We start from the raw sequence: 25,852 nt of genomic DNA on the forward strand, positions 1-25,852 counted from the left end.
CGGGTGAACTCCCCTATGAGCCAAGCGACCTTGACCGCGAGCCGGGCACGGCGGACCCTCGCGCCCTGGGCGCGGATCGCCGGACTGGCGGTCTGCGCCCTGCTGACCCTGGGACCGGTCATCTGGACCGTCTCCACCTCACTGCGCACTCCTGCCGAGTCCTTCGACCTCCCCCCGAAGATCATTCCGACCAGCCCGACGATCGAGTCGTACCGCGGTGTCTTCGATCAGATCGATGTGTGGCTGCTGGCCCTCAACTCCACCCTGGTGACCGCGTTGATCGCGGTCGGCCAGATGATCACGGCCGGGCTCGCGGGGTACGCGTTCGCCCGTCTGGAGTTCCGTTTCAAGAAGCCGCTGTTCGGTCTCGTCCTCGCGACCATGATGGTCCCCTTGCAGGTCACGATCGTTCCGGTGTTCCTGGTGCTCAAGTCGATGGGTCTGACCGACACGCTGCTCGGTCTGATCATTCCGGCGTTCCCGACCGCCTTCGGCACCTTCCTGATGCGGCAGTACTTCCTCGGCATGCCGAAGGACCTGGGCGAGGCGGCGATGCTGGACGGCTGCGGCCCCTGGCGGACCTTCCGCTCGGTCTACGCCCCGCTGGCCACGCCCGGCCTCGCGATCGTCGGCGTGCTGGCCTTCAACTACCACTGGAACGAGTTCTTCCGGCCACTGATCCTGGAGACCTCCGGCCAGAACTACACCCTGCCGCTGGGCCTCGTCTCGCTCCAGGGCAACCTCGGCACCGGCTCCATCTCGGTGGTCCTGGCCGGTGTCGTGCTCTCCATGATCCCCGCCGTCGCCGTGTTCGTCGTCGGCCAGCGCCCTCTGCGCGAGGGCATCACGTCCGCAGGAGTCAACCGTTGAACATCGACCCCGACGCCCCGCGTTTCAGGGTCCGTCCGCCCGCCCACTGGATCAACGACCCGAACGGGCCCTTCCGTTGGCGGGACCGCTACCACCTCTTCTACCAGCACAACCCGGACGCCTCCGTCCACGCGAACGTCCACTGGGGCCATGCCTCCAGCGCCGACCTCGCCCACTGGGAGCACCACCCCATCGCGCTCACCCCGACGCCCGGCGGCCCCGACGAGGCGGGCTGCTGGTCGGGCTGCCTGGTCGACGACGACGGCACACCGACCGCCGTCTACACGGGCATCGACCGCCACCACACCGGCCTCGGCACGATCTGCCTGGCCCGGTCCGTGGTCCCCGAGGACGAGACCCTCACCGACTGGAAGCCGCTGCCGAAGCCCGTCGTGAGCGGCCCGCCGGACGGCCTCGACGTGGTGATGTTCCGCGACCCGTTCGTCTTCCGCGACGGCGGACGACGCTGGGCCCTGGTCGGCGCGGGCCACGCCGACGGCACCCCCTCCGTCCTGCTCTACGACTGTGACGACCTGGCCGACTGGCGGTTCGCGGGCGTCCTCCTGGACGGCAACGACCCTGTGGCGACCGATGTGTTCGGCGACAAGGCGGTCGGCTGGGAATGCCCGCAGCTGTACGCGACGGCGAGCGGGGAGTGGGTTCTGGTGGTGTCCCTGTGGGACGGCGACCCCATGAGCACGGGATATCTGACGGGCCGTCTGACACCTTCGACCGACGCCGGATTGAGGTTCGTCGCACGCGGCGGCGGCCAACTCGACCACGGAGGTGCCTTCTACGCCCCCGCCGTACTCCAGGAGGACGACCGGGCCCTGATGTGGGGCTGGTCGTGGGAGTCCCGCGAGCAGGGCGAGGTCGACCGCGCGGGCTGGGCCGGCACCCTCACCGCACCGAGGGTCGTGGACGTCCACGCCGACGGGGCCCTGAGCGTCGTACCGGCACCGGAACTCCAACTGCTGCGCGCACCCGAGCCGTTCGTGACCGCGCCGGACGAACGGACCCCGCTGCCAAGGTCGTACGACCTGACGGTCACCGCCGGCACCCGGACGACCGTCGGCCTGCTGCGGTCCACCGACGGCACCGAACTGACCGTCGTGCTGGACCCGGACGAAGGCAGGGTGACCGTGGACCGCGGCGTGGGCGGCGCGGCGCCGGTCATCGTGCGGGCGCCCGCACGGCAGGTGCGCATCCTGGCCGACGGCTCTCTGCTGGAGGTGTTCGTCGACGACCGGGCGACGGTCACCGAGCGGATCTACCGACGCGACGGCGACGTACCGGAGCTGACGGTGACGGGAGCCGGGGCGACCGTCATCGGATGGGAGCACGTCCCACCCGCGCACAGCTGATCACCGGAGGGGAACGGGTCCCACCGACGCGCGGCTGATCACCGGGCACGCGAGACGCCGTACCGTCGCGGGCGGCGTCTTGCCCGTGTCGATGGCGTCCAGGAGCAGCCGCGTCGCCGCCTCGCCCATCGCCCGGTGCGGCAGCGCGACCGTGGTGAGGGGCGGGGAGAGATGGGCGGCCATGTGCTCCTGGTCGTCGTAGCCGACCACGGACAGGTCCTCGGGGACGGTGATCCCGAGCCGGGTCGCGGCGTGCAGGACGCCCGCCGCGACCCGGTCGTTGTAGCAGAAGATGCCGGTAGGGCGACGGTCGGCGGGTACGCCGTCCAGGAGCCGCAGGGCTCCCTCGTGGCCGCCGGAGATCTCGCCGCCCGTGCGGACGACCCATTCCTTGGGGACGGTGATCCCCTCGGCGCGCAGCGCGTCGCGGAAGCCGCGCAGGCGTTCCACGGAGGCGATGTCGTCGAGGCCACCGACATGGGCGATCCTGCGGTGGCCCTTGTCGAGGAGGAGCCGGGCCGCCGTACGGCCCCCGGCGCGTTCGGCGGGGATGACGGCGGGCAGGGAGTCGTCCTCGGGGACGCAGTTGGCGAGGACGGAGTGGGTGCGGTGCAGGCCCTCGGGGACACGGACGCGGCGCAGGGAGAAGGCGGCGTAGATGATGCCGTCCACGCGCCGGTCGAGGAGCTCGGCGACCGCCGCGTCCTCCTTGGCCGGGTCGCCGCCGGAGTCGACGGTCAGGACGAGGTGCTCGCTGTCCCAGGCGGTCTCCATGGCGCCGCGCAGCAGCCGGCCGGCGAAGGGCGAGGAGGCGATCTCGTCGGTGACCAGGCCGATCACGGCCGTACGGCGGCGGCGCAGGCCGCGGGCGACGGGGTCGGGGCGGTAGCCGAGCTGGGCGGCGGCCTGGCGGATGCGTTCCTGGGTGGCGGGCGAGAGGTTGCCCTCGGCGCGGCCGTTGAACACGAAGGAGACGGCGGTGTGCGAGACACCGGCGAGCCGCGCGACGTCCCGTGACGTGGGGCGGCCCTTGCGCGCCGGCTGCGTCTCCTCGGTGCTGCCCATACCGTCCGCTGTCCTCATCCCCGCCCGTCCGCTTGATCACCGCTCACCCTATCCGTGACGCTGGAGGGACGACATGGTCGAGGGAAAGGTCCGGCAGTGATCGACATCGCGGAACACACGCTCAACGACGGCACACGCTTCCCGGCGATCGGCCTGGGCACCTGGCCTCTGGGGGACGCGGAGGCGGAACGCGCGGTGACCGCCGCCCTGGGACTGGGCTACCGCCTGGTCGACACGGCGACGAACTACCGCAACGAGGCCGGTGTCGGTCTCGGCATCGCCCGTGCCGGGGTCCCCCGCGAGGAGATCGTGGTGACCACGAAGCTCCCGGGCCGGCACCACGGCTACGAGGAGACCCTGGCCTCCTTCGAGGAGTCCCGCCGCCGTCTCGGCCTGGACTATGTGGACCTGTATCTCATCCACTGGCCGCTGCCCCGCGTCGACAAGTACGTGGACTCCTGGCGGGCCATGATCAAGCTGCGTGAGGACGGTCTCGTACGGTCGATCGGGGTCTCCAACTTCACGCCCGCGCACATCGAGCGGCTGGAGAAGGAGACGGGCGTACTTCCGTCCGTCAACCAGGTCGAGCTGCATCCGCACTTCCCGCAGGAGGAGCTGCGCGCCTTCCACACCGCGAAGGGCATCCGCACCGAGAGCTGGAGCCCGCTGGGCCGTGGCTCCGGCCTGCTGGACGACCCCATGGTGATCAGCGTCGCCGAGGCGCACGGGGTGACTCCCGGCCAGGTGGTGCTGCGCTGGCACACCCAGCTCGGCGCGGTGCCGATCCCGAAGTCGGCCGACCCCGAGCGGCAGCGCGCGAACCTCGACGTCTTCGGCTTCGAGCTGAGCCCCGGCCAGATGGCGGCGATCGCGGACCGGGGCCACCGGCGGATGGGCGGGGACCCGGAGACGCACGAGGAGTTCTGAACGGGGCGGTCCTCGACGTGATGTTTCGCCGAAGGCGCCCCCAACTCCCCTCTGCTGCCTCTATGTTCGCTGCGGCACCTCGCCGATCGTCCGTTCGAGACTCTGGAGGCCCCCTGTGCGCACTTCACTCCGCGTCGGACTCGCCGGGGCGGTGGCCGTCGCCGCCGTCCTCACCGGTGGCACCGCCCGGGCGACACCGCCGGGTCCCGGGGTCAGCGCGAAGCTGATCAGCCAGAAGACCGTGGGCGACACGGACTATGTCGTCCGTGAGATCACCGTTCCGCCCGGCCAGGCCACCGGCTGGCACTACCACGACGGTCCGCTCTACGCCTTGGTTCGGCAGGGCACGCTGAGCCACTTCGACTCCAGCTGCGCGTCGGACGGCGTGTACGACAAGGGCGACTTCGTCCAGGAGCCGGCCGGTCCGGGCCACGTGCACATCGGGCGCAACCTCGGGGACACCCCGCTCGTCCTGGACGTGCTGTACGTGCTGCCGCACGGCGCGCCGTTCTCCGAGGACGCGCCCAACCCCGGCTGCCCCTTCGAATAGCAGGCCCCGGGCGCTCAGGCCGGGGGCAGTGGCTGTTCGGCCCAGATCGTCTTGCCGGAGCCGGTCTGCCGGCTGCCCCAGCGCTGGGTGAGCTGGGCGACAAGGAGCAGTCCTCGGCCGCCCTCGTCGTAGGCGTGGGCGCGCCGCAGATGCGGTGAGGTGGAGCTGCCGTCGGAGACCTCGCAGATGAGGGTCCGGTCGCGGATCAGGCGGAGCTGGACGGGTGGTTCGCCGTACCGGATGGCGTTGGTGACCAGTTCGCTGACGACGAGTTCGGTGACGAACGCGGCCTCGTCCAGTCCCCACGCGGTCAGCTGCTCGGTGGCGGCCTGCCGGGCCTGGGCCACGTGCGCCGGGTCGGGCGGGATGTCCCAGGTGGCGACGCGGTCCGCGCCGAGCGCCCGGGTGCGGGCCAGCAGGAGGGCCACGTCGTCGCTGGGCTCCTCCGGCAGCACCGCCTTGAGAACCGTGTCGCACAGGGCGTCGAGGGAGCTGGCGGGCGCGGTCAGGGCCCGGCACAGTTCGCTGGTCGCGTGGTCGATGTCGCGGTCGCGGTCCTCGATGAGGCCGTCGGTGTAGAGGGCGACGATCGCGCCCTCGGGGAGCTCCACCTCGGTGGCCTCGAAGGGCAGGCCACCGACGCCGAGCGGGGGTCCCGCGGTCATGGGGACGCATTCCGAGGTGCCGTCGGGCAGCACCAGGGCGGGCGGCGGATGGCCCGCGGCGGCGAAGTTGAGGCGCCGCGAGACCGGGTCGTAGACGGCGTAGAGGCAGGTGGCGCCCAGTTCCGCCACGTCGTCGTCGCCGTCGTAGGCGGCCAGGTGGGTGACCAGGTCGTCGAGGTGGGTGAGGAGTTCGTCGGGCGGCAGGTCGACGTCGGCGAGGGTGCGGACGGCGGTGCACAGGCGGCCCATCGTCGCCGAGGAGGAGATGCCGTGGCCGACCACGTCGCCGACGACGAGGGCGACGCGGCTGCCGGACAGCGGGATGACGTCGAACCAGTCGCCGCCGATGCCGGCGAGGGAGCCGGACGGCAGATAGCGGTGGGCGACCTCGACGGCGGCCTGCCCCGGCAGTCCCCGGGGCAGCAGGCTGTGCTGGAGGGCGAGCGCGGTGGTGCGTTCGCGGGCGAAGCGGCGGGAGTTGTCGACGCAGACGGCGGCCCGGCTGGCGAGTTCCTCGGCGAGGGAGGCGTCGTCCGGGACGTAGGGGTCGGCGTCGCCGATGCGGATGGTGACGGCGACGCCCAGTGTGATGCCGCGGGCCCGCAGCGGCACCGCGATCAGTGAGTGGGCGCCTTCCCGGTAGGGCTTGCCCTTGGGGGCGCGGGCGTTGCGTTCTCGCACCCAGCGGTCGAAGGAGGGCTCCCCGGCGCGGCTGAGCACGGCCCGCCCTTCCCGCATGGCCCGCGCGGGCGGCGAGTACGGCGGGTAGACGTCCGTGAAGCCCAGGTGCACGGCGGCCTCCGGGGTGCCCTCGGTCACCGAGCCGTGGGCGACCCGGCGCAGGACGAGGTCCTGGGGCAGCACGCTCGGGGGTTCGTCGGGGCCGAGGACCCATTCGAGGAGGTCGACGCTGGTGAAGTCGGCGAACCTCGGGATCACGAGCGAGACGAGTTCCTCGGCGGTGCGGACCACGTCCAGGGTGGTGCCGATGGCGTCCGCCGCCTCGTTCAGCAGGGCCAGCCGGCGCCGGGCCCAGTGCTGCTCGGTGCTGTCGAACGCCGCGAGGCCGACGCCGACGAGCTCGTCGAGGGCGTTGCGCACCGGCCACATCTCGATGTTCCAGGCGTGGTAGCGGCTGCCGGAGGGGGCACGGGTGTAGCTCTCGTAGTGGATGGGCCGGCCGGTCTCGGCGACGTGCCGCAGATGCCAGTTGAAGCCCCGGCTGTGCTCGGCCTCCTCCACGGTCTCGGGGAAGTAGCGGCCGAGCAGGGCCTCCTCGGGGACGCCCATCACCTGGCAGGCGACCTCGTTGAGCCGCAGATAGCGCTGGCGGGGGTCGAAGACCGACATGGACATGGAGGCCTGCTGGAAGGCCTGCCCGGCCAGGGTGGGCTCGGCTCCGCCGGGCTGCTCGGCGGTGATCACGAATCCGCCGGGCGCCCCGTCCGGGCCGAGGACCTCGCAGGCCCGCACCGGCACGGCGACGGGCGTGCCGTCGCGGTGCCGCAGGACGACGGTGCCCGCCCGGGCGGCGACGGTCTCGGGCGGCGGGTCCTCGGCGAGCAGCTCACGCACCGCCCGCCCCACGACCTCCTCGGCCGGGTGGCCGGTCAGTCGCCGGGCACCGTCGCTCCACCCCGTCACCGTGCCGTGGGCGTCGATGATCGCCGCGGCGGAGGCATGCTCCATATCGTCCAGGATGGTCCCTTTGCCGCACCGCATCAACCTCGGTACGGCCTCCCGGACTCGGGCGTCACGTCCAGCGGGGCCCTTGAGTACGGTTTCTCGTCACTTCCCGTGGGCCCGCAGAGCGGCCAGTGCCTTGTCCGCGTGGGTGTTCATCCGCAGCTCGCTGCGGACGACCTCCAGAACGGTGCGGTCCTGCGCGATGACGAAGGTGACCCGCTTGGTGGGCGCCAGCGAGAATCCGCGGGCGACTCCGAACCTCTCCCGGATGGCCCCGTCCGCGTCGGACAGCAGGGGCATGCCGAGCGCGTGCTTGCCGGAGAACTCCTGCTGGCGTTCCACGGAGTCCCCGCTGATCCCGACGGGCCGGGCGCCGGCCGCGGCGAACTCGGCGGCGAGATCACGGAAGTGGCAGGCCTCGGCGGTGCAGCCGGCGGTGAGCGCGGCCGGGTAGAAGAACAGCACGATCGGCCCGTCGGCCAGCAGCGAGGTCAGGCTGCGGGGTGTGCCGGTCTCGTCCGGCAGCTCGAAGTCCTCGACCTTGTCGCCGACGTCGATGCGCTTGCTCATACCTGGGCCTCCGTGTTCCGTGCGATGTTGCGGGCCCACAGGACGAGGGGCACCTGAAGGGGCAGCCGTCCGATCGCGGCGGCCTTCTGCGGGGTGGGACGGTGGCGCCAGTCGACGGCCATCTTCACGTTCGCCGGGAAGACCCCGACGAAGAAGGCCGCGGAGGCCAGGGCGGCGGCCTTCCGGGTGCGGGGCGCCACGAGCCCCGCCGCCAGCGCGAACTCGGCGACGCCGCTGGCGTAGGTCCAGGTCCTCGGCGATCCCGGCAGGAACTTCGGGATGGTCGCGTCGAAGGAGCGGGGCGAGGTGAAGTGGGTGACGCCTACCCCGGCCAGCAGGCCGGCCAGCAGCAGGGGTGAACGTGGGGACCGGGGCACGGTTCCTCCTATGGGGGGCCTGCCGCGCGATATTACTGGACGGTACAAGCAGGTCGTACGGCGGCCTCTTTCCTTACGGGGAAGGCCGGTTGTGGGTCCCTGGCGTGTGGCCGAAGGAACGGCGGAAGACATCGATGAAGGCGCTGGTGGAGGACCAGCCGCAGCGATGGGCGACGGTCGTGACGGGTTGGCCGTCGGCCAGCATGCGCAGGGCGTGGTAGAGGCGGGACTGGGTGCGCCACTGCGGGAAGGTCATGCCGAACTCGGTGCGGAAGAGCCGGCTGAGGGTGCGTTCGCTCGCGCCGGTGGCGGTGCCGAGGGCGGCGAGGGTGCGTGGGTCGGCCGGGTCGGCGTGGAGGATCGCGCAGACGGCGGCCAGGCGCGGGTCGGTGGCGGTCGGCAGGCGCAGCGGCTGCTGGGGTGAGGCGCGGAGCTGGTCGCGCAGGACGGCGAGCAGGCGGCGGCGTTCGGGGCCCTGGTCGCCGGGGTCGCGGGTGTAGGCGACGATCAGCTCGCGCAGCAGCGGGCCGACGGCGAGGACGGTGGGGGCGTCCAGGCCGAGCGGATTGTCGTCGGCGGGCAGGCCGACCAGGTGAAGATGGAGATGACCGTGGGCGCGGTGCGCGTGGACGGTGCCCGCGGGGACCCAGATGGCCCGGTTGCCGGGTGCGAACCAGGTACCGGCGTCGGTGGTGACGGCCAGGACTCCCGACCCGGCGTAGACGATCTGGTGGTCGTCGTGCCGGTGGGCGTCGATGCGCTCGCCGGCGGCCAGGCTCTGCGCCCGGGTCGGCGCCTCGGGTGTATGGCGGATGTCCGGCACAAGGAGGCAGTTTATCGAAAGCGCGCCATGCCCTGACCTCGGGACGATCAGGTCATGACCGCGATACGCCATCTCTCCCTGGGGCACGCCTGCGTCGACGTCTACCAGGGTGCCGTCGCCGCCCTGGTGCCGTACTTCGTCGCCGAGCGCGCCTACACCTACGCCGCCGCCTCGGGCGTCGTCCTCGCCGCGTCCCTGCTGTCCTCGGTGGTGCAGCCGCTGTTCGGGGCGCTCACCGACCGGTGGGCGATGCCGTGGCTGCTGCCGCTGAGCACGCTGACGGGCGGGGCCGGGGTGGCGCTGAGCGGGGTCACCGACTCGTACGGGCTGACGCTGGCCGCGGTCGCCGTGTCCGGCATCGGGGTGGCCGCCTACCATCCGGAGGCCGCCCGTGCCGCCCGTGCCGCCGCGCGGGGCAGTCACACGGCGATGGGCTGGTTCGCCCTGGGCGGCAACGTCGGCTTCGCGGCGGCGCCGCTGCTGGTCATGGCGGTGGTCGCCATGGGCGGTCTGCACGCCACTCCCCTGCTGCTCGTGCCCGCCCTCGTGGGCGCGGCCCTGTGCGCGGCGGCGGTGCGCGCCGCGGGCGACCGTGCGGGGACGGCCGGTACGGCGGCCGGCTCCGGCCGCGACGACCGGTCGTCGTTCCTGCGGCTGTCGGGGGCGATCGTCTGCCGGTCGGTGGTGTTCGTCGGGCTGAGCGCCTTCGTCTCGCTCCACGTCCGTCAGCGCACCGGCGGCGGCGACGCCGCGGGCACGGCCGCGCTGTGCGTGCTCTACGCGGGCGGGGCCTTCGGCACGGTCCTCGGGGGCCGGCTCGCGCAGCGGTACGGGCGGCTGACGGTGGTGCGGCGGTCGTACGTCCTGACGGTGCTCGCCGTCGCGGGGGTGGTGCTCGTGCCCGGACCGGGCGTCTATCTGTTCGTCGGGCTCGCGTCGGCCGGGTTGTACGTGCCGTTCTCCCTGCACGTCACGCTCGGCCAGGACTATCTGCCGCGGCGTGTCGGTACCGCGAGCGGGGTCACGCTGGGGCTGACCGTGAGCGTGGGTGGCCTCGCCGCCCCGGCGGTGGGGGCGCTCGCCGACGCGACGTCCCTCCAGGTCGCGCTCGCCCCGCTCATCGCGCTGCCCCTTGTGGGCCGGCTCCTGCTGTGCGGACTGCGGGAGCCGGACCCGGAGGCTCAGGCCGTGCCCGCCGGCTCCGGCTCCTCGTCGACGGCGTAGGCCAGGAAGTCGTCGACCATGCGGTGGAACAGCGTGGCGAGCTGCCCCAGCTCCTCCGGCGACCACTGCGACAGCGCGAGCATCATGCCGCGCGCCCCCGCGTCCCGGACCCGGTCGACGGCGAGCCGGCCGGCGTCGGTGAGCTCGATGCGCTGGGCGCGCCGGTCGTCGGGGTCGGGGACCCGGGTGACGTAGCCGGACTTCTGGAGCTGCTGCACCGTGCGCGTCACATGCGAGGCCTCCACGCCCAGCCGGTTGGCCAGCTCCCCCGGGCGCAGCGGCTCGGAGTCGGCGACCTGCCGCAGCAGCGCCACGGCGGCCCGGTCCAGCGGCACTCCGGCCAGGGCCATGAGCCGCTCGTGCTGCCGGGCGCGCGTGCTCAGGTACGTGATGCGGTTCAGCGCCCGCTCGATCTCGGTCACTTGCGGAGACACGGGGCCGACGGGGATCTCGGGGAGCGGTGGTGTGGCCATGGGAGCCACTTTACCATATTGTTGCGTAACTCAAGTAATCTACTGCGTGCGTGTACCTCCCCTCCTCCTCAGGGACGACTACGGACGTACGACGGGCAGCGCCCCGGGGCTCACGGTCTCGTGCCACCCCGCCCCGGTCGCGACGGCCTGCCGCCACCCCCGGATCGCTTTCGGCGGCATGCCCACGGCGAGCACCCCGCTCACCCGCTCACCCGCGCGGTACAGCGCGACGAACCGCCGCTCGGCCAAGTCCCCCTCCACCACGGCGACTTCGTCATGGCCGCGCAGGAACCCGTACGCCTGCACCTTCATGCCGTACTGGTCGGACCAGAAGTACGGCACCGGCGCGAACGGCTTGCGCGCCTCGGGGGCGAGGAGGTTGCGGGCGACGGCCATGCCCATCTCGGCGGCGTGGGTCCGGTGCTCGATCCGCATCGACGTTCCGAACAGCGGGTTGTGCCAGCGGGCCACATCACCCGCCGCGTACACGTTCCGGGCGGCCTCGCCGTACACGTCGCAGACCACGCCGTCAGCGACGGCCAGGCCGCTGCCGTCGAGCCACGCGGTGTTGGGCACCGAGCCGATCGCCACCAACACCTCGTCCGCCTCGACGACTTCACCGCTCGCGAGCAGCACCCCGTCCTCGGTCACCTCGGTGACGCCGGTCCCGCATCGCAGGTCCACTCCCTCGTCCAGATGCACCCGCGCCAGCATCCGCCCGACTTCGGCGCCGACGGCGTGGGCCAGCGGCACCGGGGCGGGTTCGAGGAGGATCACCTCGGTCCCGAGGCGCCGGGCCACCGCGGCGGCCTCCGCACCGAGGAACCCGGCGCCGACGACGACCAGCCGGCGTCCGGGGCCGAGGCGGTCGCGCAGGGTCAGCGCGTCGTCCAGGGTGCGCAGCACATGCGCGCCCTCGCCGGGGAGCCGGCGCGGCCGGACTCCGGTGGCCAGGATCAGTCCGTCGTACGACAGCGTCGTCCCATCGGCCAACCGGACCGTGCGCTCGCCGAGTTGAAGGCCGGTCGCGGCGCCCCCGAGACGCAGGTCCAGGTCGAGGGCGGCGAGGTCGGCGGGCGTGCGCAGGGGCAGCCGGTCGGGCCGCCATTCCCCGGACAGGATCTGCTTGGACAGGGGCGGGCGGTCGTACGGGGCGTGGGGTTCGTCGCCCACGAGGGTGAGCGGGCCGGCGTAGCCCTCGCGGCGGAGCGTCTCGGCGGCGGCGAGTCCGGCGGCCGAGGCGCCCACGACGACGATCCCGTGCAGCAGGGCGGCTGGGCTCACTGCTCGACCAGTCGGATCGCGGCGGCCGGGCAGACCGCGATCGCTTCCTTGACGTCGTCGAGGAGTTCGGGCGCGGGCCTGTCCTCCAGGAGGATCGCGATGCCGTCGTCGTCCTGGTCGAAGACGTCCATCGCGGCGAGGACGCACTGCCCCGAGGCGACGCACTTGTCGGCTTCCAGCTCCACCTTCATGTCAGATCTCTTCCTCATACGTGAAACGTGGTTCGTGGCTCTTGACGGTGTGCGGGACGGTGAACCGTCACCAGGCGACGGGCAGTTCGTGCACGCCGTAGATGAACGCGTCGTCCTTGAAGCGCACGTCCTCCAGGGGGCAGGCGAGCTTCAGCGTGGGGATACGGCGGTACAGGGTGCCGTAGACGACCTGGAGTTCCATGCGGGCCAGCGGCTGGCCGAGGCACTGGTGGACGCCGAAGCCGAAGGCAACGTGGCGGCGGGCGTCACGGGTGAGGTCGAGGCGGTCGGGGTCGGGGAAGACCTCGGGGTCGCGGTTGGCGATCTCGTTGGCCATGATGACGCCCTCGCCGGCCCGGATGACCTGACCACCGATCTCGATGTCCTCGGTGACCGCGCGGCGCCGGCCCAGGTGGGTGATGTGGAGATAGCGCAGCAGTTCCTCGACGGCGGAGGCGACGAGCTTCGGGTCGTCGGTCTCGCGCAACAGGGCCAGCTGGTCGGGGTGTTCGAGGAGGGCGAGGGTGCCGAGGGCGATCATGTTCGCGGTGGTCTCGTGGCCCGCGATCAGCAGGAGCAGGGCCATCTCGGTGGCCTGCCGGTGGTCGATCTCACCGGCGGTGACACGGCCGGCGATGCTCGACAGCAGGTCGTCCCGGGGGTCCGCGATCCGCTTCCCGAGAAGCTCGGCGAGATAGCCGGCGACCTCGCGGCTCGCCGCGCCCCGCTCCGCCGGGGTGGCGGTCGTACGGACCATGGTCTTGGTGCTGTCCTGGAAGAACGCGTGGTCGTCGTAGGGCACGCCGAGCAGTTCGCAGATGACCAGGGAGGGCAGGGGAAGGGCGAACGCCTCCACCAGGTCCACGGTTCCCGACCGCGCCAGCATGTCGTCGATCAGGCCGTCCACGATCCGCTGCACCGCCGGGCGCAGCGCCTCGATCTTCTTGATGGCGAAGGGGGCCGTCACCATCCGGCGCAGCCGGGCGTGTTCGGGGTCGTCCATCATGATGAAGCTGAGCTTGCCCTCGCCCGCGTCGGGCGAGGCCTTGGTGGGGTAGCCGGGCCGGTCGGTGTCCGCGCTGACCCGGGCGTCGCCGAGGACGGCGCGCTGTTCGGCGTAGCGGGTCACGAGCCAGGGCTCGCTGCCGTCCCACAACCGCACCCGCGTCAGGGGCGCTTCCCGCTGCAACTCCTTGAGGGCGGGCGGCGGGTCGAAGGGACAGCGGGCCGCGCGGGGCATCGGGAACTCGGGGGCGGTGTCCGGCTCCTGGGACACGGGGTCGGCCAAGATGTCGGCCATGGTTCTCCTCGGTGGTGGGGGGCTCCGCGAGCGGAGCGCCGGGGGGAAGGGGTCGAGGCCTCGATGCCTAGGCAAACAGAGGTGTCTGACGCCTTCCGGTCAGTTGCCTGACAGCTTCCTGACGTGACCCGGCTCACATACCGAGAGGTGTTCGCTCAGCGCTCCGGGGTCACCGGTGCCAGCCACAGCCCGATGACCGCGTCGGCCAGACCCGAGGCCGCCGCCTGCCAACTGGCGCGCGGGGTGGGGCGGTTGTCGGCCAGAGCACGCTCGCGCTCGGCGGAGACGTGCAGGATGAGATGGCGGGCCATCTCCCCGCGTTCGGCGCGGACTTCGCCCGGCAGTTCGGGCAGGCAGCGCCGGAGCCCCTCGACGATCTGCCGCATGGCCGGCGAGGAGAGGGACTCCTCGACCATGATCTCGTGCAGGGCCGGGTCGGTCGCGACCTGGGCGCAGAACCTCGCGTACCAGGTGGGGCTACCGAGAGCCGCCAGGTGTTCGGGGGCCGGGCGCACCAGACAGTCCACCCAGTCCCGTACGTCCGTGGAGTCGCCGATGCCGGCCAGCAGCCGGACGCGGATCTCCTCGATCCGCGCCGCGTGTTTGCGGATGATGGCGCGGACCAGGTCGGCCTTGGTGCCGAAGTGGTAGCCGACGGCGGCGTTGTTGCCCTGTCCGGCGGCCTCGCTGACCTGGCGGTTGGACACGGCGTAGACACCGCGCTCCGCGAACAGCCGCTCGGCCGCCGTCAGGATCAGCTCCCGGGTCGCGCTGACCTGCTCCGCCCGTACCGCCCTGCCTGCCGCCATCGTCGCCTTCCGTTCGCCGTCCCGTGATGCTGCCGCCCCGAGGACGAAAGCCTACGCAACCGCACGTCAGGGGCGCCTCAGCGGTCCCGCGTCCGCAGCAGGCTGACCCCGGCCCCCAGCGAGACGACGCCCATGCCGACGCCGGTCAGGACGGCCTGCGCGCCGCTCACGACGAAGGGTGCCGCCGCCGCGACGCCGAGATTGAACAGGAACAGGAACCACAGCACGGGACGCGAGGACAGCAGGGGCTTCATCGGGGTGTCCTTCCGGGACGGTGAACGGCGTCGGCCTTGTGGCGTCCACGATCCCGGCGCGTGATCACCACGACGAGGGTGTGCGCTCCCGGACCGGTGGTGCAGCGGGCTACACCCCCGTCCCGACCGTGCTCCCCGGGAACTTCGTCGGGCTCACCGTCGGCATCGCGCCGGCCGGTCTGCCGGTGGTGGGCAGCCCGGTCCTCACCAAGACGGGGCCGGCCGCGGCGGGCGTCGTGGTGATCGCGGTGCTGAGCGCGCTGACGCCGGTGCCGGCGCTGCTCGGCAAGGCGGCCTGGTGGATGCCGGGGGCTGGACCGGTGGCGAGTGTCGGCGTCGAGGGCGGGTCGCTCACCCGGGAAGGTCCCACGGTGGTCGGCGCCGCCGAACGGCCCACCGCTCGCATCTGACCCCGCCCCCGACACGGGCGGCCCTCGCCCGTCGTTCCCGGCGGGCATCGCCGACCATGTCCTGAGGACCCCGACCGGAGAGCGCGATGAGCATCCCTTGGCAGCGTTACGCGGACGAGCACACCCGCACCGTCGACACGATGACGGACGCGCTGCTGTTCGCATGCTTCCTGCTCGGCAGCGAGATCCACTTCCCGCACGAGAAACAGCCGGACGCGGTCAGGCCCACGATCGCCCTCGCCGCCCTCGCCTGCGGCTCCCTGTTCGGGCAGCGCAGCCGTCCGCGGACGGTCGTCGTCGTCACCGCCCTGTGCACCGCCGGGGCCGGCTCCCTCGGCCACCTCTTCTTCGAGGTCGGCACCGCGGTCCGGCTCCGGGACGCCTACGTCGAGGCCGATCAGGCCCGCGCCGAGTACGCCGAGCAGAGCCGGGAGAAGGAGGCCCGGCACCGCGTCGCCGAGGAACGCATGCGCATAGCCCGCGAGCTGCACGACGTCGTCGCCCACCATCGAGGTCACCGTCGAGGGGATGCCGCGTCCGCTGTCGCCGGGGGTGGACCTGAGGGCGTACCGGATCGTGCAGGAGGCGTTGACGAACGTCACCCAGCACGCCGCGGCCGGGGCGGCCCGGGTGCGCCTGTGGTACGCCGTCGACCATCTGACGCTCACCGTCACCCACGACGGCACCGCGACGGCCAGGTCCGTCGGCGGCGCCCTCGACGCCGGTCACCGCGTCGAGGTGACCACCCGTCTGCCGCTCTACCCCACCACACCCACCACGCCCACCGCGCCGGAACCGGAAGATCGGACCCCATGACCATCCGTGTACTGCTCGCCGACGACCAGGCCCTGCTGCGGGCCACCTTCCGGATCCTCATCGACTCCTGCGACGACATGGAGGTGGTCGCCGAGGCCGCCGACGGCAAGGAAGCCGTCGCCCTCGCCCGCATCCACCGTCCCGACCTGGTCCTGATGGACATCCGGATGCCGGGCACCGACGGCCTCGCCGCCACCTCCGCCATCTGCGCCGACCCGGACCTCGCGGACACCCGGGTGCTGATCCTGACCACGTTCGAGATCGACGAGTACGTGGCCGAGGCGCTGCGGGCCGGGGCGAGCGGCTTCCTCGGCAAGGACGTCACCGCGGACGCGCTGCTGGCGGGCGTGCGGACGGTGGCGGCGGGCGATTCCCTGCTCTCCCCGCTCGCCACCCGCACCGTGATCACCCGCTTCCTGGCCGCTCCGGCGAAGGGCGTCCGGCCGGCGGACCTGGCGCGGCTGACCGCCCGGGAGCGCGAGGTGATGGCGTGGGTGGCCGAGGGGCACTCCAACGAGGAGATCGCCGGGAAGCTGGTCGTCAGTCCGCTGACCGTACGTATCCATGTGCACCGGGCCATGACGAAGCTGGGCGCCCGGGACCGCGCCCAGCTCGTCGTCATCGCCTACCAGTCGGGGCTGGTGCAGGCCGCGCCGCGCGGCTGACTCAGCCGCCGGCGAGGGTGTCCAGCCACTGCTGGAGCAGGGCCGACTCCGCCGCGGTGAAGGTCTGCGGCGGGTCGGCGCGCAGCCGGGCCCCGAGCGTGGCGGCGGCGACGGGCACCCCGCCCTCCGGCCCCGGCGCGGTGGCACGGGTCACCGAGTCGATCACCGCGTCGCGCAGCCGTGCCGAGAAGCCCGGGTCCGGGTACTGCTCCGGCCTGGTGAGCATCGACAGGGCCGCCCCGACGTTGGCCGACATGATCACCTGCGTCGCCACGGCGGGCGGCACGGTGAGGCGGCCGGCCGCCGCGCAGCGTTCGAGGATCGCGTGCAGCAGGGCGTGGGCCTCGCGCGCCGCCGCGGGCGGGACGGTCAGCTCGGGCGAGTACATCAGGCGGTAGTGGTGGGGGTGCTCCAGCGCGAAGCGCAGGTGGTTGTCCCAGCCGCTCCTGAGGTCCGCCACCGGATCGGCCCCGGGGCGGGCGGCCCGCTTGGAGGCGAGGTACTGCTCGAAGCCCCGGTCCACCACGGCGGCCAGCAGCCCGGCCTTGTCGCCGAAGAGCCGGTAGAGCATCGGCGCCCCGACCCCGGCCGCCTCGCACACGGCCCGCGTCGAGACCTCGGCGGCCGGCGCCTCGGCCAGCAGTGCCGCGGCGGCTTCCAGGATCTTTTCCCTCGCGTCCATGGGTGCACGGTACGACATCCGTAGCGGCGATACGAACGGGGAATAGCATCGCTACGGCCCCATGTTATCGTCGCTACGAGACAGACGTAGCACCGCTAACCCATGAGGGAGCCATCATGACCACCACCGACCCCGGCACCGGACAGCGCGTAGCGATCGTGACCGGCGGCTCGCGCGGCATCGGACGACAGGTCGCCCGCCGGCTCGCCACCGACGGTTTCGCCGTCGTGGTCGGCTACGCGGGCAACAAGGAGGCGGCTGACGAGGTGGTGGCCGCGATCGTGGCGGAGGGCGGCAGCGCCGTCGCCGCTCGTGCGGACGTGGGCGACGAGACCGAGGTCGCCGCGCTGTTCGACCAGGCCGAGACGGTGTACGGCGGGGTGGACGCGGTCGTGCACGCGGCGGGCCGGATGCCGCTGGCCCCGGTCGCGGAGCTGGACCTCGCCGACCTCGACGCGCTGTACCGCACCAACATCCGCGGCACCTTCGCCGTCGACCAGCAGGCCGCCCGACGGCTGCGTCCGGGCGGGGCCCTCGTCAACTTCTCGTCCTCGGTCGTCGGTCTCGCCTTCCCCGGCTACGGGGCGTACGCCGCGAGCAAGGGCGCGGTCGAGGCGCTGACGCTGATCCTCGCGCGGGAGCTGCGCGGCCGTGACGTGACCGTGAACGTCGTGGCGCCGGGACCGACCGCCACCGACCTCTTCCTGGACGGCAAGGACGAGGAGACGGTCGCCCGGCTGGCCGCGCAGGCCCCGCTGGAGCGCCTCGGCACCCCGCAGGACATCGCCTCGGTGGTGTCGTTCCTGGTCGGCCCGGCCGGCCGGTGGGTCAACGGGCAGGTGCTGCGGGCCAACGGCGGCATCATCTGACGCCGCCCTCCCCGCCGCCGTTCAGGGGAAACCACGCCCCGGCGCGCGTGCGGGAGCGGGGGCCCGTCGACAACTGAGCCGTGAGCCTTCCCCTGATCCCGCCCATGCTGGCCACCCCCGGCACCCTGCCGCCCGCCGCGCAGGACGCCCGGTGGGCCTACGAGACCAAGCAGGACGGCCAGCGCGTGGTGGCGTACCTGGCCGGGGACACAAGTGTGACGCTGCGCGCCCGGTCCGGGGAGGACATCACCGCCGCCTATCCGGAACTCGGGGCCCTGGGCAGCGCGCTCGGCGGGACCGCGGCCGTACTGGACGGCGAGATCCTGGCGCTCGACGAACAGGGGCGCGCCGACTTCCAGTTGCTCCAGTCGCGGATGGGCCTGGCCCACGCACCCGCCCGGGCCGCGCGGAAGGCGGCCGAAGTCCCGGTCCATCTGGTGCTGTTCGACGTGCTGCACCTGGCGGGGCGGCCCCTGATCGCGCGGCCTTATCTGCGACGGCGCGAACAGCTTCAGGAACTGGGCCTGGAGGGCCCGTTCTGGTCCACGCCGGGTGCCCTCGTCGGGCACGGCGCGCAGGCCCTCGAGGCGACGCGCGCGCACGGCCTGGAGGGCCTCGTCTGCAAGCGGCTGGACTCGGTGTACGAACCCGGGGTGCGCTCCCGCGCCTGGATCAAGATCCGGAACATGCACAGCGAGGACGTGATCGTCGGCGGCTGGCTCCCCGGCAAGGGACGGCTCACCGGTCTGCCGGGCGCGGTACTGGTGGGGCAACGGGGCGGCGGACGGCTGCGATACGTCGGCAGTGTCGGTACGGGATGGAGCGAAGCGGAACGGACGCGGCTCGCCGAGCTGTTGCGGACCGCCGCCACGGACACGTGCCCCTTCGACCCGGCGCCGCGCGTCACGGGCGCCCACTGGGTACTGCCCCGGCTGGTCGGAGAGGTCCGCTACAGCACCCGCACCCGCGCGGGCCTGCTGCGCCAACCTTCCTGGCTGCGGCTGCGACCGGACCTCGCGGCAGCGGAGTCCGCGGCCGATCTGCCGGACGATCCGGTCTGAGATCTCGAACAAGATCCAAGCGTTCGGACGCTTGTTACCTATGAGTCGCTTACGACCTCTTGGCGCGGACATGAAAAGCCGGGAAGCTGTCCTGGCCCGGGAAGTGGAACTTCCCTCTCCCCCACAGCCGTTGGGCTGCGCCCGTATCAAGAGGAGGACGCAGTGTCGTCGAAAACCTCCGGAACCCGCCGTAAGCGAGGGGCCGTCGGCGTGGCCGGCGCCGCCGCCGCCCTCGTGCTCGGCTTCCCCAGCACGGCCCTGGCCGCCCCGCCCTCTGCGCTGCCGGCCAACGCCGAGACCGCCGAGTACACCTACCAGCCCGCCTTCGACTACGACACCGACGGCTGTTACTCCTCGCCGGCGATCGGCCCCGACGGGACCGTCAACGGCGGCCTGAACCCGACCGGTTCACTGAGCGGCGACTGCCACGACCTCTCGGACCTGAACAACACCAACAGTTACTCGCGCTACAAGTGCAACAACGGCTGGTGCGCCTACATGTACGGCCTGTACTTCGAGAAGGACCAGGCCGTCGCCAACAGCAGCATCGGCGGCCACCGGCACGACTGGGAACACGTCGTGATCTGGGTGCAGAACGGCGCGGTCCAGTACGTGTCGACGTCCAACCACGGCTCGTTCACGGTGAGCGCCGCCTCCGGCGTCCGCTTCGACGGCACCCACGCGAAGATCGTCTACCACAAGGACGGCATCAGCACGCACTGCTTCCGGCTGGCCAACTCCAATGACGAGCCGCCGGAGAACGCCAAGGGCACCTGGCAGTACCCGCCGCTGGTCGGCTGGAACGGCTACCCGTCGACGGCCCTGCGAGACAAGCTCAGCGCCTACGACTTCGGCAGCGCCAACTTCGGTCTCAAGGACGCGAACTTCGCCGCGCATCTGACCTCGGCCAAGCCGTCCGGCATCGCGTTCGACCCGAACGCCTGATCAGACCGGGCCTGTTCAGACGGGCCCCGGTCCTCGGGCGCGGGACCTAGGTCCCCGGCACCGGCGGGTTTCCGTCCCGCGCCCGATCACGGCACACCCCCGCCCGGCATACCGTCCGATCATGACCACGACCGGACACCTCGAAGAAGCCCTCGACCGCCTGCACGCCGCCGGCCCGGAATTCGACGGCTGGCTCACCAACCACGCCCCCATGGTCGTCGAGGCACTCGCCGCGCACGGGCAGGAGGGCGCGGTCCACCGCTGGCTGGACCTGTATCAGGACAGGCTGGACGCCTTCCCCGACCGCTCGGAGCCGGTCACCGAGGCCAACTGGGCCGAGGCGCTGGGCGATCCACGCCGGATAGCGGACTGGATCGACTTCTACTCCCGCACCCTCGCCGAACAGCCCTGGCGCGACGTCCTCGCCACCTGGTGGCCGCGCCTGCTGTCCGGCATGTACGGCGGCGCCACCCACACCATCATCCGCGTCGGCCACGCCGTGCGCGCCCTGGAAGCCGAGGAGAACGCGCCCCGTGTAACCGAGTTCGCGCACGCCCTCGGCTACTGGGCGGCCCGGCACCAGCCGGTGACCGGCGTCGCCGCCGTGCCGGGCGCGCCGACCGCGGCCCAGGCCCTGGACGCCGTACCGGCCATCGCGCCGGGCATGGTGGGCTTCCGGAAGCGACTGGCGGCCGTACGCCAACTGCCCGTCTGGGCGGACGACGTGACCGACCCGGACACCGCCCGCGCCCGGCTCACCGAGCTCGTCCACGCGGCGACCCACCGCTACGCCACCCACGGTCACGGCGAGCCCACCATGCTGGTGCACGCGGCCACCGCCCCCAACGCCGTGCTGCGCAGCCTGGATTCGCTGCCGCGCGAGCTGTGGGCACCCAGCCTGCACGCGGCGTGGACCGCGTCCGCCGCGGTGACCGCGATGTACGCCCCGGTCGAACCGGTCGTCTACACACCGCCCGCCCGTCTCACCGCGGAGGAGGTCGTGGAACGCGCGATGGCCCATGGCGACGAGCACGTCATCAAACTCACCGACACGGCCCTGGACGTCGGCGACGAGCAGGCGCTGGCGGCGGCGCTTCGGTCGGTGGAGATGAGTGATCCCCTCGTCTGAGCCCGCCGGTCCGAGCCGGCCGGTTCCGCCGGTACGGCACGGACACTCCACCGCAAGGGTCTATCGTGTCCGCATGTCCGTGCCCGAACTGATCCGTATCGTCTCCCGCGACTCACCCATGGCGCTGGCCCAAGTGGAGCGGGTCCGCGCCGAGTTGACCGCCCTTCATCCGGGGGTGCGCACCGAGGTCGTGCCGGTGCGGACGACCGGCGACAAGTGGCTGGGCGACCTGTCCCAGGTCGAGGGCAAGGGGGCGTTCACCAAGGAGGTCGACGCCGCCCTGCTGGCGGGCGAGGCCGATCTCGCGGTGCACTGCGTCAAGGACGTGCCCGCCGACCGGCCACTGCCGGCCGGCACCACGTTCGCCGCGTTCCTCAAGCGCGACGACATCCGCGACGCCCTCATCCACCCCGACGGGCTCACCCTGGACGAGCTGCCCGAGGGCACCCGGATCGGCACCTCCTCGGTGCGCCGGGTGGCCCAACTGGCCGCCACGCACCCGCATCTTCAGTGTGTGCCGTTCCGCGGCAACGCCAACCGCCGGCTGGCGAAGCTGGCGGCCGGGGAGGCGGACGCCCTGCTGCTCGCGGCCTCGGGCCTCGAACGCATCGGCCGCGAGGACGTGATCAGCGAGATCCTGTCCCCCGAGACGATGATGCCGCCGATCGGCGCGGGCATCCTCGCCCTCCAGTGCCGGGAGGGCGACACCGCGCTCATCGACGCGGTCAGCGGCCTCGGCGATCCGGACACGCACCGGGAGGCCACCGCGGAGCGCATGTTCCTGCATGTCCTCCAGGGGCACTGCAACAGCCCGATCGCCGGGTACGCGCGCGTGGAGCACGGCGGCGAACTGTCGCTGCGGGCCTGTGTGTTCACCCCGGACGGCAAGACGCGGCTGAACGCCCACGAGTGGGCGGGCCGTCTCGACCCGGCGACGCTCGGCACCTCCGTGGCCGTGGCGCTGCTGCGTCAGGGTGCCCGCGAGATCATCGACGGCATCCCGCACTGACCGTGGCGACGGTCAGGCGGTGCCCTCTTCGGCCTGGTCCCGCAGGAAGTTGCTGACCTGGCAGGCCAGGCCCTCCCGGGCGGTGCCCGGCTGCACCGTTCCTTCGAGCAGGCCGATCCCGCCGGTCCACAGCCGGCGTTCGGCCCACTCCTCGTCGACCCGCAGCTGGATCTGCACGTCGACCTGGCTCAGGGACGCCTCGGGGCCGGCCGCGTAGAGCACCACGGTGGCCCGGCGCAGGGGGTAGACGTCGAAGCCCTCGATGAACTGCGAGTTGCGCCAGTCGATGAACGCGCTCTCGCCGTCAGGGCCGACCCGGACGTCGATCTGGCCGTCCTCCAGGTGGATGGTGGAGTGCCGCCTGCCACGGTTCTCGACGGTCACCCGGACACTGAAGTACGTGAGCCCCTCAGCGGCGTCGTCCCGTCCACGCGGTGGCTCCGAGGCCTCCAGACGGTGGACGCGGACACGCAGACCGGCATGCTCGTCGTACTCCTGCCAGTCCCCGACCACGTTCGGCTCGTACACAATCCACCTCTCCACCCTCAGAGAGCTGCTTCCTATCTGTGTGCTCAGTGCACTGTCAAATGAGCGGAATGCGCTGTGGCCAGCCCATTCACCCCCTTTGATCAGCGATCATGCCGTGCGCAGGAAGAATTCCCCCGGAGCGGTACTCGGGCGGGGGCGGGGGCGTGCCGCACATCACGTCCGTGCGCATGATCAGCGCGCGAGCCGGCCGAGCAGTGAGGAGGCCGCGGCGATGCCGAGCGCGGCGGCGACGAGAAGCACCGCGAAGTCGAGCGCGAGGTGTGCGGGCGTGCCGAGGAGGAGGCCGCGCAGTGCGTCCACCTGATAGCTGAGCGGGTTGACCTTGCTGACCGCCTGGAGCCAGCCCGGCATGACGGAGAGCGGGTAGAGGGCGTTGGAGCCGAAGAACAGCGGCATGGTGATGGCCTGTCCGAAGCCCATCAGCCGGTCGCGGCTGAGAACGATGCCGGCGATGGTCATCGACAGACAGGAGAAGAAGGCCGAGCCGAGGACGACGACCGCGGCGACACCGAGCAGTTTCAGCGGGTTCCAGGTCAGGGCGACCCCGAGCACGGCGGCGATGAGGACGACGACCACGGCCTGCACGAGCGACTTCACGCCGGCCGCGAAGGCCTTGCCGGTGATCAGCGCCGAGCGCGGGGTGGGGGTGACGAGGAGCTTGTTGAGGATGCCGGCATCGCGTTCCCAGATGATCTGGATGCCGTAGAAGATGGCGATGAACATCGCGGACTGGGCGATGATCCCGGGCGCGAGGTAGTCGATGTAGGGGATGCCGTCGGTGGGGATCGCCTTGATGCGGGTGAAGGTCTGGCCGAAGATCAGCAGCCAGAGGGCCGGCTGGACCGCGCGGGTGTAGAGCTCGGTGCGGTCGTGGCGCAGCTTCTGGAGTTCGACGGCGCACATCGCGCCGACCCGGGCGGGCAGCAGCCGCCAGCCGGCCCGGGGCCGGGGCGCCTGGAGCAGCAGGCTGATGCCGTCAGCCGACGCGGCCTGCGGTACGGCGGGTGCTTCGGACATCGCGGAAGTCTCCTGACTCGTCGTCGAGACCGCTGCCCGCGACCTCGCGGAAGACGTCCTCGAGGGTGGGCAGGGTGGTCGTGCCACGGCGTGCGGCGAGGCCCTGGCGCAGTTCGGCGGGGGTGCCGAGGGCGCGGACGCGGCCGTGGTGCATGAGGCCGACCCGGTCGCAGTACTGGTCGGCCTCGTCCATGTAGTGGGTGGTGACGAGGACCGTCATGCCGGTGGCCGCGCGGACGGCGTTGATGTGTTCCCACACCCCGGTGCGGGCGATCGGGTCCAGGCCGATGGTCGGCTCGTCCAGGATCAGCAGCCGGGGCGCGCTGACCAGGGCCTGGGCGAGTTCGAGGCGGCGGACCATGCCGCCCGAGTAGGTCTTGGCGAGCCGGTCGGCGGCGTCGGTGAGGTCGACGGCGGCGAGGGCCTGTCCGACGCGTGCGGCGCGTTCCCGGCGGGGCACGTCGAAGACGCGGGCGAACAGGGCGACGTTCTCGCGGCCGGTCAGGCTCTGGTCGGCGGACAGCTGCTGCGGGACGTAGCCGAGCAGCCGTCGTACGGCCATCCGTTCCGCGGCGGTGTCGTGTCCGAAGACCCGGACCATGCCGGCCGGTACCGGCAGCAGGGTGGTGATGCAGCGGATCGCGGTGGTCTTCCCGGCGCCGTTGGGGCCGAGCAGTCCGAAGACCTCGCCCTCGGCCACGGTCAGGTCGAGTCCGTCCACCGCGCGGGTGCCGCCGAAGGCGTATGCGAGCCCGGTGCACGCTACGGCGTCCTGGGTCATGGCTCCTCCCTTTCCTCACGCAGGTTCTCGGCCAGCAGCCGCAGGGCCGGTACGGCCGCGGCCAGTGCGTCCCGGTCCGCCTCGTCGAGCTCCGCGACCTGTTGGCGTACGAGGTCGGCGCGGCGCCTGCGCCATTCGCCGAGCCGGGCCTCGGCGGCCGGGGTCGGCATCAGACGGGCTGCCCGCCGGTCGGCGGGGTCGGTCTCACGGACCAGATAGCCCTGCCGGGCCAGCTGGTTGACCAGCGTCGACACCGAGTTGCCCGCCAGGTAGAGGTACTTGGCGGCGTCCGAGATGTTGATGCCGGGCCGGGCCACGACGAGCCGCAGCAGTTCCACCTCGGCACCGCGCAGCTGAGGTGCGGGCATCTCCCGGCGCAGCCGGCGCCGGATCAACCGCTGGACCCCGACGAGCGCGTCGGCCAGCTCGTCCGGGAAGGTCTCCTGTTCCACACCGTCGAGATTAGCTCTGTAGCAGAGGTAATGAACCCAAGGCACGGTCAAGGCCGAAACGGATCCGATGAGCGGATATGAGTTTGGATCGATTTGTGGCGGGAATTCGCATTTAAGTGCTTCGGACAGGAGGCACGTCCATGGGAGCCCTCCTCGGCCCCGGCGTCCTCCGCTGTCGTCCGCGCAGCCCTCCTCCCATGGTGTCTGTCCCAGCCGACATCCCGCTGAGGGAGGTGCGCACGATGCCTGTCTCGACCAGGACCAAGCCGCACCCGCACGACGACGCCCCCGACACCACCGAAGCCTTCGTACGTCTGGCCGACCTTTCGGACGGACCCGAGCGCCAGGCCCTGCGCGACGAGCTGATCCGGCTGTGGCTGCCCATGGCCGAGCGGATCGCCGTCCGTTTCAAGGGCCGCGGCGAGTCCCTGGAGGACCTGTACCAGGTCGCCGCCCTCGGCCTGGTCAAGGCCGTCGACCATTACGACCCGGAGCGCGGCCACGCCTTCGAGGCGTACGCCGTTCCGACCGTGACCGGCGAGATCAAGCGGCACTTCCGTGACCACATGTGGACGCTGCACGTACCTCGCCGGGTCCAGGACCTGCGCAACCGCGTCCGGCGCTCCGCGAAGGAGCTGTCGCAGACGACGCCGGGCCGGGCCCCCACCGTCCCCGAGATCGCCGAGCACGCCCAGCTGACCGAGGACGAGGTGCGCACCGGCATGGAGGCGCTGGAGTGCTTCTCCGCGCTGTCGCTGGAGGCCGAGATGCCCGGCACCGACGGGTACGCCCTCGGTGACGCGCTGGGCGGCCCCGACCCCAGCTACGACGTGGTCGTCGACCGGGTCTCCGTCGCACCCTGTCTCCTGGCCCTTCCGGAGCGCGAGCAGACCATCCTGTATCTGCGCTTCTTCCTGGGCATGACGCAGAGCAGCATCGCGGAGCAGCTCGGCATCTCGCAGATGCACGTCTCCCGGCTGCTCAGCGCCTGCTTCGCCAGACTCCGCGCCGAACTCGAGGCGGAGGCGTGCTGAG

At 72.2% G+C, this 25,852-nt stretch carries 30 protein-coding genes; 14 read left to right on the top strand and 16 right to left on the bottom strand.

Features of this window, described 5'->3' with window-relative positions; translation table 11 throughout:
- Positions 1-15 precede the first annotated feature (15 nt).
- Positions 16-870 carry a carbohydrate ABC transporter permease gene (locus tag OG866_RS03875; RefSeq protein WP_329331950.1) on the top strand — a complete coding sequence of 285 codons (855 nt, stop codon included), beginning with the start codon at positions 16-18 and terminating at the stop codon, positions 868-870.
- Positions 867-2,234 (top strand): glycoside hydrolase family 32 protein, encoded by a 1,368-nt coding sequence (locus OG866_RS03880; RefSeq protein ID WP_329331951.1) that lies wholly within the window; start codon positions 867-869, stop codon positions 2,232-2,234. Before OG866_RS03875 ends, OG866_RS03880 begins: the two co-directional genes overlap by 4 nt.
- Here the strand turns inward: OG866_RS03880 and OG866_RS03885 are convergent, their stop codons facing one another.
- Positions 2,235-3,299, bottom strand: coding sequence for a LacI family DNA-binding transcriptional regulator (locus tag OG866_RS03885; RefSeq protein ID WP_329331952.1), 1,065 nt, complete (start codon positions 3,297-3,299; stop codon positions 2,235-2,237).
- 96 nt (positions 3,300-3,395) lie between these two features.
- Here OG866_RS03885 and OG866_RS03890 point away from each other — a divergent pair, with 96 nt between their 5' ends.
- Together OG866_RS03890 and OG866_RS03895 are read left to right on the top strand one after the other, a co-directional pair.
- The gene (locus tag OG866_RS03890) at positions 3,396-4,226 is read left to right on the top strand and encodes an aldo/keto reductase (protein WP_329331953.1); all 831 of its coding nucleotides are present in this window, start codon (positions 3,396-3,398) and stop codon (positions 4,224-4,226) included.
- 115 nt (positions 4,227-4,341) lie between these two features.
- Positions 4,342-4,776 carry a cupin domain-containing protein gene (locus OG866_RS03895; protein WP_329331955.1) on the top strand — a complete coding sequence of 145 codons (435 nt, stop codon included), beginning with the start codon at positions 4,342-4,344 and terminating at the stop codon, positions 4,774-4,776.
- A gap of 14 nt (positions 4,777-4,790) precedes the next feature.
- Here OG866_RS03895 and OG866_RS03900 read toward each other — a convergent pair whose 3' ends face one another.
- The 4 genes from OG866_RS03900 to OG866_RS03915 all read right to left on the bottom strand — a co-directional run bounded on the left by OG866_RS03900 (position 4,791) and on the right by OG866_RS03915 (position 8,897).
- Entirely contained in the window at positions 4,791-7,130 is a 2,340-nt protein-coding gene (locus OG866_RS03900; RefSeq protein ID WP_329331956.1) for a SpoIIE family protein phosphatase, read from the bottom strand.
- Positions 7,131-7,229: 99 nt separating this feature from the next.
- Positions 7,230-7,697, bottom strand: a complete 468-nt coding sequence (locus OG866_RS03905) for a peroxiredoxin (protein ID WP_329331957.1) — start codon at positions 7,695-7,697, stop codon at positions 7,230-7,232.
- A complete protein-coding gene (locus tag OG866_RS03910; RefSeq protein ID WP_329331958.1) occupies positions 7,694-8,074 on the bottom strand; it encodes a DoxX family protein in 381 nt (126 codons plus the stop codon). The genes OG866_RS03905 and OG866_RS03910 overlap by 4 nt, the downstream gene beginning before the upstream one ends.
- A gap of 73 nt (positions 8,075-8,147) precedes the next feature.
- Positions 8,148-8,897, bottom strand: a complete 750-nt coding sequence (locus OG866_RS03915; RefSeq protein WP_329331960.1) for an AraC family transcriptional regulator — start codon at positions 8,895-8,897, stop codon at positions 8,148-8,150.
- Positions 8,898-8,951: 54 nt separating this feature from the next.
- Between OG866_RS03915 and OG866_RS03920 the strand changes: the two genes are divergently transcribed.
- Positions 8,952-10,121, top strand: a complete 1,170-nt coding sequence (locus OG866_RS03920) for an MFS transporter (protein WP_329331961.1) — start codon at positions 8,952-8,954, stop codon at positions 10,119-10,121.
- Here OG866_RS03920 and OG866_RS03925 read toward each other — a convergent pair.
- The 6 genes from OG866_RS03925 to OG866_RS03950 all read right to left on the bottom strand — a co-directional run bounded on the left by OG866_RS03925 (position 10,079) and on the right by OG866_RS03950 (position 14,432).
- Positions 10,079-10,594 carry a MarR family winged helix-turn-helix transcriptional regulator gene (locus OG866_RS03925; RefSeq protein WP_329331962.1) on the bottom strand — a complete coding sequence of 172 codons (516 nt, stop codon included), beginning with the start codon at positions 10,592-10,594 and terminating at the stop codon, positions 10,079-10,081. The genes OG866_RS03920 and OG866_RS03925 overlap by 43 nt on opposite strands.
- 78 nt (positions 10,595-10,672) lie before the next feature.
- A complete protein-coding gene (locus OG866_RS03930; protein WP_329343907.1) occupies positions 10,673-11,860 on the bottom strand; it encodes an NAD(P)/FAD-dependent oxidoreductase in 1,188 nt (395 codons plus the stop codon).
- 14 nt (positions 11,861-11,874) lie between these two features.
- Positions 11,875-12,069: a ferredoxin gene (locus OG866_RS03935; protein WP_329343908.1), complete on the bottom strand. Its 195-nt coding sequence runs from the start codon at positions 12,067-12,069 to the stop codon at positions 11,875-11,877.
- A gap of 67 nt (positions 12,070-12,136) precedes the next feature.
- Entirely contained in the window at positions 12,137-13,369 is a 1,233-nt protein-coding gene (locus tag OG866_RS03940; protein ID WP_329331963.1) for a cytochrome P450, read from the bottom strand.
- A 155-nt stretch (positions 13,370-13,524) separates the two neighbouring features.
- The gene (locus OG866_RS03945) at positions 13,525-14,178 is read right to left on the bottom strand and encodes a TetR/AcrR family transcriptional regulator (protein ID WP_329331964.1); all 654 of its coding nucleotides are present in this window, start codon (positions 14,176-14,178) and stop codon (positions 13,525-13,527) included.
- A gap of 77 nt (positions 14,179-14,255) precedes the next feature.
- Positions 14,256-14,432: a hypothetical protein gene (locus tag OG866_RS03950; RefSeq protein ID WP_329331965.1), complete on the bottom strand. Its 177-nt coding sequence runs from the start codon at positions 14,430-14,432 to the stop codon at positions 14,256-14,258.
- 38 nt (positions 14,433-14,470) lie between these two features.
- Between OG866_RS03950 and OG866_RS45210 the strand changes: the two genes are divergently transcribed.
- From OG866_RS45210 to OG866_RS03965, 3 genes are all read left to right on the top strand, one after another.
- Complete coding sequence (locus tag OG866_RS45210) at positions 14,471-14,842, top strand: MMPL family transporter (protein WP_443063496.1); 372 nt, start codon at positions 14,471-14,473, stop codon at positions 14,840-14,842.
- 528 nt (positions 14,843-15,370) lie between these two features.
- The gene (locus tag OG866_RS03960; RefSeq protein WP_329331966.1) at positions 15,371-15,658 is read left to right on the top strand and encodes a hypothetical protein; all 288 of its coding nucleotides are present in this window, start codon (positions 15,371-15,373) and stop codon (positions 15,656-15,658) included.
- Positions 15,655-16,323 (top strand): response regulator transcription factor, encoded by a 669-nt coding sequence (locus OG866_RS03965; protein WP_329331967.1) that lies wholly within the window; start codon positions 15,655-15,657, stop codon positions 16,321-16,323. The genes OG866_RS03960 and OG866_RS03965 overlap by 4 nt, the downstream gene beginning before the upstream one ends.
- Position 16,324: 1 nt before the next feature.
- Here OG866_RS03965 and OG866_RS03970 read toward each other — a convergent pair whose 3' ends face one another.
- Positions 16,325-17,005: a TetR/AcrR family transcriptional regulator gene (locus OG866_RS03970; RefSeq protein ID WP_329331968.1), complete on the bottom strand. Its 681-nt coding sequence runs from the start codon at positions 17,003-17,005 to the stop codon at positions 16,325-16,327.
- A gap of 116 nt (positions 17,006-17,121) precedes the next feature.
- Here OG866_RS03970 and OG866_RS03975 point away from each other — a divergent pair, with 116 nt between their 5' ends.
- The 5 genes from OG866_RS03975 to hemC all read left to right on the top strand — a co-directional run bounded on the left by OG866_RS03975 (position 17,122) and on the right by hemC (position 22,018).
- Positions 17,122-17,874 (top strand): SDR family oxidoreductase, encoded by a 753-nt coding sequence (locus tag OG866_RS03975; RefSeq protein ID WP_329331969.1) that lies wholly within the window; start codon positions 17,122-17,124, stop codon positions 17,872-17,874.
- An 80-nt stretch (positions 17,875-17,954) separates the two neighbouring features.
- Positions 17,955-18,935, top strand: coding sequence for a non-homologous end-joining DNA ligase (gene ligD / locus OG866_RS03980; protein ID WP_329331970.1), 981 nt, complete (start codon positions 17,955-17,957; stop codon positions 18,933-18,935).
- Positions 18,936-19,097: 162 nt separating this feature from the next.
- On the top strand, positions 19,098-19,880 hold the full coding sequence (locus OG866_RS03985; RefSeq protein WP_329331971.1) for an NPP1 family protein: 783 nt from the start codon (positions 19,098-19,100) through the stop codon (positions 19,878-19,880).
- 121 nt (positions 19,881-20,001) lie between these two features.
- Positions 20,002-21,009, top strand: coding sequence for a questin oxidase family protein (locus tag OG866_RS03990; protein ID WP_329331972.1), 1,008 nt, complete (start codon positions 20,002-20,004; stop codon positions 21,007-21,009).
- A 73-nt stretch (positions 21,010-21,082) separates the two neighbouring features.
- On the top strand, positions 21,083-22,018 hold the full coding sequence (hemC, locus tag OG866_RS03995) for a hydroxymethylbilane synthase (RefSeq protein WP_329331974.1): 936 nt from the start codon (positions 21,083-21,085) through the stop codon (positions 22,016-22,018).
- A 12-nt stretch (positions 22,019-22,030) separates the two neighbouring features.
- On the opposite strand, the gene OG866_RS04000 is transcribed toward hemC, so the two are convergent.
- The 4 genes from OG866_RS04000 to OG866_RS04015 form a co-directional block, all read right to left on the bottom strand.
- Positions 22,031-22,546: a hypothetical protein gene (locus tag OG866_RS04000; RefSeq protein ID WP_329331975.1), complete on the bottom strand. Its 516-nt coding sequence runs from the start codon at positions 22,544-22,546 to the stop codon at positions 22,031-22,033.
- Positions 22,547-22,738: 192 nt separating this feature from the next.
- Complete coding sequence (locus OG866_RS04005; protein ID WP_329331976.1) at positions 22,739-23,584, bottom strand: ABC transporter permease; 846 nt, start codon at positions 23,582-23,584, stop codon at positions 22,739-22,741.
- Positions 23,544-24,365 carry an ABC transporter ATP-binding protein gene (locus OG866_RS04010; protein ID WP_329331977.1) on the bottom strand — a complete coding sequence of 274 codons (822 nt, stop codon included), beginning with the start codon at positions 24,363-24,365 and terminating at the stop codon, positions 23,544-23,546. Before OG866_RS04010 ends, OG866_RS04005 begins: the two co-directional genes overlap by 41 nt.
- A complete protein-coding gene (locus OG866_RS04015; protein WP_329331979.1) occupies positions 24,362-24,817 on the bottom strand; it encodes a MarR family winged helix-turn-helix transcriptional regulator in 456 nt (151 codons plus the stop codon). Before OG866_RS04015 ends, OG866_RS04010 begins: the two co-directional genes overlap by 4 nt.
- 242 nt (positions 24,818-25,059) lie before the next feature.
- Here OG866_RS04015 and OG866_RS04020 point away from each other — a divergent pair, with 242 nt between their 5' ends.
- On the top strand, positions 25,060-25,851 hold the full coding sequence (locus tag OG866_RS04020) for a SigB/SigF/SigG family RNA polymerase sigma factor (RefSeq protein WP_329331980.1): 792 nt from the start codon (positions 25,060-25,062) through the stop codon (positions 25,849-25,851).
- Position 25,852: the final 1 nt, after the last annotated feature.

This window comes from Streptomyces sp. NBC_00663, from assembly GCF_036226885.1.
Lineage (GTDB): Bacteria > Actinomycetota > Actinomycetes > Streptomycetales > Streptomycetaceae > Streptomyces.